Source organism: Protofrankia sp. BMG5.30 (assembly GCF_001983005.1).
Lineage (GTDB): Bacteria > Actinomycetota > Actinomycetes > Frankiales > Frankiaceae > Protofrankia > Protofrankia coriariae.
In genome coordinates this window covers 1-4,980 of the sequence record NZ_MOME01000086.1, presented here as the reverse complement: position 1 = coordinate 4,980, position 4,980 = coordinate 1, and the positions used below count along the sequence as shown (strand labels likewise).

6 protein-coding genes and 1 pseudogene are annotated in these 4,980 nt (G+C 69.0%); 3 read left to right on the top strand and 4 right to left on the bottom strand.

Features of this window, described 5'->3' with window-relative positions:
* Positions 1 to 269, top strand: a pseudogene (locus BL254_RS24565) (hypothetical protein); the annotation flags it as partial.
* Here the strand turns inward: BL254_RS24565 and BL254_RS24560 are convergent.
* Positions 223 to 405, bottom strand: a complete 183-nt coding sequence (locus BL254_RS24560) for a type II toxin-antitoxin system Phd/YefM family antitoxin (RefSeq protein ID WP_235433709.1) — start codon at positions 403 to 405, stop codon at positions 223 to 225. The pseudogene BL254_RS24565 and the gene BL254_RS24560 sit on opposite strands and share 47 nt — an antisense overlap.
* Positions 406 to 734: 329 nt before the next feature.
* Here BL254_RS24560 and BL254_RS24555 point away from each other — a divergent pair, with 329 nt between their 5' ends.
* Positions 735 to 1,022, top strand: a complete 288-nt coding sequence (locus BL254_RS24555) for a type II toxin-antitoxin system Phd/YefM family antitoxin (RefSeq protein WP_047224283.1) — start codon at positions 735 to 737, stop codon at positions 1,020 to 1,022.
* A complete protein-coding gene (locus BL254_RS24550) occupies positions 1,019 to 1,288 on the top strand; it encodes a type II toxin-antitoxin system RelE/ParE family toxin (RefSeq protein ID WP_047224282.1) in 270 nt (89 codons plus the stop codon). The genes BL254_RS24555 and BL254_RS24550 overlap by 4 nt, the downstream gene beginning before the upstream one ends.
* A 55-nt stretch (positions 1,289 to 1,343) precedes the next feature.
* Here the strand turns inward: BL254_RS24550 and BL254_RS24545 are convergent, their stop codons facing one another.
* The 3 genes from BL254_RS24545 to BL254_RS24535 all read right to left on the bottom strand — a co-directional run.
* Positions 1,344 to 2,012, bottom strand: coding sequence for a TrkA family potassium uptake protein (locus tag BL254_RS24545; protein WP_076845379.1), 669 nt, complete (start codon positions 2,010 to 2,012; stop codon positions 1,344 to 1,346).
* A complete protein-coding gene (locus tag BL254_RS24540) occupies positions 2,005 to 3,345 on the bottom strand; it encodes a TrkH family potassium uptake protein (RefSeq protein WP_047224280.1) in 1,341 nt (446 codons plus the stop codon). The genes BL254_RS24545 and BL254_RS24540 overlap by 8 nt, the downstream gene beginning before the upstream one ends.
* Before the next feature lie 460 nt (positions 3,346 to 3,805).
* Positions 3,806 to 4,980, bottom strand: a 1,175-nt coding sequence (locus tag BL254_RS24535) for a hypothetical protein (protein ID WP_076845377.1), incomplete at its 5' end; no start/stop codon positions are given.

The following is a 4,980-nucleotide window of genomic DNA, read 5'->3' as shown; positions in this document are numbered from 1 at the left end:
AGATCCCGGCCGGTCCGCTGGCGTTCCGCAGCGGCCGGCAGCCACAGCCGCTGAGCGAACTCGAACGCGCCCTGGTGCTGGCCACCGTGACCGGCGTGACCGGCTGGCACTTCGGCATCAGCCACCATCCCGGCTACGCGCCCGCGTTCCCCAACTACAGCGGGTCGGCGAGTGGGCGCGCCTTCCCGTCGGCCGCCGGGTTCCACACGGCCGAGTTCTTCTTCACCGACGACACGGGCACCTACTTCCTGCCCACCCGGGACGCGCCAACGCCTCCCCGTTGCCCTGCGGCGCCGGCATGATCACAGCGACGCGCCGACCGCTACGGGTGACCATGATCGTCTCACCGTGTTCGGCGTCGTCGAGAAGCGCGCTGAAGTTTCGGGACGCCTCGGAAGCCGTCATCACCCGCATGAAGATTCATAGTAGCTGATTCAGATCCCCTGATATCCCTTGGTGATCCGATCGGCACGCGGATCCGTCGGCCGGGCCGCTGGGACCAGCCCCGTCCGCGACGCGTTGCCTGCCCACGGACAGAGCATCCCAGCGGACAACGCCGATACCGCCCGTGAGGGTGTCGTCCTTGACGAGGTGGGACAGGCCGGGCCCTGCCCCACCTCGGACATGTGCCGGCCGGGCCGGGCAACCTCGCGATCACGGACGGTGCGCGAGCGGCGGGCGGGCCGCCCCATCCGGAGAGTCTCTGCGTACACAATTCTGGGTACACTTCTGGTGTGGACGACAGTCAGAACGAGYTGAGCGCGAGGGATGCCCGCGCCCACTTCGCCGAAGTCATCACGCGCGCCCAGGGTGGAACGCCCACCATCATCACGCGCAACGGCCAGGCCGTGGCCGCGGTCGTCCCCATCGAGGACTTCAACGCCCTTGAAGACGCCATAGACCGATATTTCGCCCGGGATGCCGACCGCGACCTGGCGGAGAACCCCGACGCCCCCACCTACAGCATGGCCGAGGCCATCGCCGCGATATTCGAGGACGAGCCCGACCAGGGCGTCGCATGAAGTACGCGTTCCGATGGCGCGAACGGGCGGTCAGGCAACTACGAGCCATCCCACAACCGGTCGCGCTGACAATCCTGCGGGCCCTCAGCCCGCTCGGGGACGATCCGCGCCGCCCGGACGCACACGTGAAGAAGCTCGCCGGATACGAGGACCGCTATCGGCTGCGGGTCGGCGACTACCGGATCATCTACGACGTCCTGGACGGGCAGCTCATCATCCTGGTCGTAGGAGTGGGCCACCGCCGGGAGATCTACCGGACGATGTGACGGGTGGCCGACGACTGTGGACGCCCAGCCGTCTGTCCCACCGCCGCGGGCTGTGTCATCCGTTCCGGGTCTGGKCAAAGCGGACCGCCTTCTGGATCGGCCCGAGAACGACGATGAGATCGTCGGCTTTGACGACCGTGTCGGGGTGGGCGTAGTCGAAGTCCGCGCCGACGTGTTTTATACAGACGACCGTGACGCCGTGACGGCTGCGGATTCCGGTCTGGCCGAGTGGCTTTCCCACGATGTCGGCCGGCGGACGGGTCTCGACGAGCGCGTAGTTGTCGGACAGTTCGACGTAGTCGACCATCCGCCCGGTGACCATGTGGGCGACCCGCTCGCCCATGTCGTGTTCCGGGTAGACGACGCGGTGGGCACCGACCCGGTCGAGGATCCGGCCGTGCGCCCGGCTGACGGCCTTCGCCCAGATCTGGGCGATGCCGAAGTCCACGAGTAACGAGGTGGTGAGGATGCTCGCCTCGACGTCGCTGCCGATCGCGACAACCGCCCGGTTGAAGTCACCCGCACCGATCTGGCGCAGCGCCTCCTCGCTGGTGGTGTCGGCCTCGACCACGTGGGTGAGCTGCGAGCTCATCTCCTGAACGATCTTCCGGTCGGTGTCGACACCGAGGACCTGATGGCCCAACCCGACAAGCGTGCCAGCGAGTGCGCTGCCGAACCGGCCCAGCCCGATGACGAGGACGGCGTCCGGTTGAAACCTAGCCAACGATGGGTCGCTCCTCTGGTAGGCGGTAGAACCGGACCTGCTGGCGCAGGGCCAGCGCCGAGGCCGCGGTGACCGGCCCGATCCGGCCGATGAACATCAACACGATCAGCGCGGCCTGAGCCGGGCCGGGCAGCCCAGCGGTGATCCCGGTGGACAGGCCGACCGTGCCGAACGCGGACACCGCCTCGAACAGCACCTGGTCGAGGACGATGCCGCTGGTCTCGAGCAGTACCAGGGCACCGAGGAAGGAGACTCCGACGCCGAGCAGGGCCACCGCCAGCGCCTGGCGCTGCGCGGCCGGCGCCACCCGCCGCCCGGCAACACTCACGTCGTTCGCGCCACGCGCCTCCGCAATGATCATGAAACCGAGAATCGCGAACGTGGTCACCTTGATACCGCCGCCGGTGCCCGCCGACCCGGCGCCGATGAACATCAGGGCATCGGTCACCAGCCACGTCGTCTCGTTCATCGCCCCGAAGTCGAGCGTGTTGAACCCGGCGCTGCGCGGGCTCACACCCTGGAAGAGACCGGCCAGCGCTTTCTGCGGTACCGCCAGTGGCCCGAGCGTTGCCGGATTCGTCCACTCGAGCGCCAGCTGGGCGCCCACGCCGACGGCAGCCAGCACCGCGGTCGTCCAAAGGGTGATTTTCGAGTGCAGGGAGAGCCGTCGTGGTCGCCGCCAGGTGCGGCGCAGCTCGAACAGAACCGGGAAACCAAGGCCGCCCAGCACGAAGGCCACCAGCACAACCAGGCTGATCACAGGATCCGTGGCAAACGATGCCAGGTTGTTCGGGAACAGGGCGATCCCGGCGTTGTTGAACGCCGACACCGCATGGAAGATCCCCTGCCAGACCGCCGAACGTAACGCGGTGTCATACGCCGTCCAGAACCGGAGGGTGAGCGCGACCGCGGCCGCCGCCTCCACGATCATGCTGAGCGCGACGACGCCGACCACGACCCGGCGCACGGACCCCAGACCCAGCGTCCTGGTCTCGCTGGCGGCCAGGAGCCTGCCACGCAGACCGAGCCGGCGGCTGACGAGCAGCGCGAGCAGGGACGCCGCGGTCATGATCCCCAAACCACCGACCTGGACCAGTAATATGATCATGGCCTGGCCGAACGGGGTCCAGTAACTGGAGGTGTCGACCACGACATGGCCGGTCAGGCACACCGCCGACGTCGCGGTGAACAGGGCCACGAGCGGGGGCGCGCTGCCATGCCCCGCACGGGCGTAAGGGATCATCAGCACGAGCGTCCCGACCACGATCGCCCCCGCGAAGGCGGCCACCACGTAGAGCGCGGGGCTGTGTCTGCCCCCATCCGATCGCGTCATCCGGCGATCGCGCCCGCTGTCATCGGGCCCCGACGCATCCCACGCCAGCCGACCCTAGCCGAGAATCCGGATGGCGGCGGGCCCAATCAGGCCTCAGCTGTTGCGCGTTAAGGCCCAGTTCACCGTCCTGCCCCGCTCTGCGCCCGGTGGTGCCGAGTGTCGCAGCCACCGTCGGCGCGCCGGAATGCCGGGCGGGAGCGCCTCACGTGACAGAATGTGACAAATTCCTGGGACTGGAAGAAGATCCGGTGGACCGCCGCGCCGGCTGCCCGCGTCACATCGTCCGACGGATCTCCCAGCGACGGCCCACTCCCACGATCAGGATGACGAAAGATCATTCGACGTCGTTTTCAGGTGCTGCTTTCGCGCAGGCGCGCGGACCGCGAGTCGCCAGCGTGACCAACAGCTTCAATAGCCCCGCCCCTCTGGCTCGGGCAGGGGCTGGCCGCGGGGATGTCGCTCAGTGCCAGGTGTCCTGGTGGTGGGCGTGGGTGGGCAGGTAGGCGCCGGGGGTGAAGTGCCGGTCGTAGAAGTCGGTGTCGAGGTGCTGGGCCTGTAGGTAGTTGAGGATGTGGACGGTCGGGACGGTGCCGGGCAGCTTGCCGAAGGTGTCGTCGATGTAGCTGGCCTCGACGGTGAGCAGGTCGAGGAAGCGCTGGTCGTGGGGCGCGGCGGCGGAGCGCACCGCGGGGGTGTCCCGCCACGGCCCCGGGGTGTCGGGGTGGAACGGCCCGCCGGCGGCGTACTTGCGTTCGGCGAACAGGCGGACGGCGGTGGCGATGTCGGGAACGTGGGGGCGCGAGAGCGTCTCGAAGACGCCGGGCAGGCCGGTGGGGTTGGGCAGGGCCCACCGCTCGTCGGTCTGGACGTGGAAGCCGAGGCCGGGGACGTGCGGGTTGCCGGAGGCGCCGAGGATGCTCAGCCGGTCGACACCGTCGAAGGTCCAGCCGCCGAGGCCGAGCGCGCCGAGCAGCAGGTGGCCGTTGTAGACGCTGGTGATCAGCTCGGCGCTGGCCTCGGCGAGGGTGTACTGCTCGACGAACGACAGTGGGAACGGCTCGTCGGCGTGGCGCAGCTCGCCGAACTCCTTCACGCCGGGGATGGCCCGATGGTTGACGTCGTCGTAGACGGCGTACCCGTTCTGCAGGAAGAACGCGAGGTTGGCGAGCAGGTGCTGGGCGAGGTCGGCGACCGGGATCACGAGCAGCGAGCCGGGATGGTTGACGATCCAGGTGTTGTGGCCTTCGAGGTAGGGCTCCTCGCGCGGCAGGTGGATCCGCTCGGGTGACAGCTGCCGGTAGCGGGCGACGGTGGCCGCGAGCCAGTCGTCGATGTCGACCTGGCCGTCGACGACCGCGACGTCGGGCGGCGCGTCCCGGGTGGGCAGGAAGTAGGTGCCCGTGTCGTCGGTGAAGAAGAACTCGGCCGTGTGGAACCCGGCGGCCGACGGGAAGGCGCGCCCACTCGCCGACCCGCTGTAGTTGGGGAACGCGGGCGCGTAGCCGGGATGGTGGCTGATGCCGAAGTGCCAGCCGGTCACGCCGGTCACGGTGGCCAGCACCAGGGCGCGTTCGAGTTCGCTCAGCGGCTGTGGCTGCCGGCCGCTGCGGAACGCCAGCGGACCGGCCGGGATCT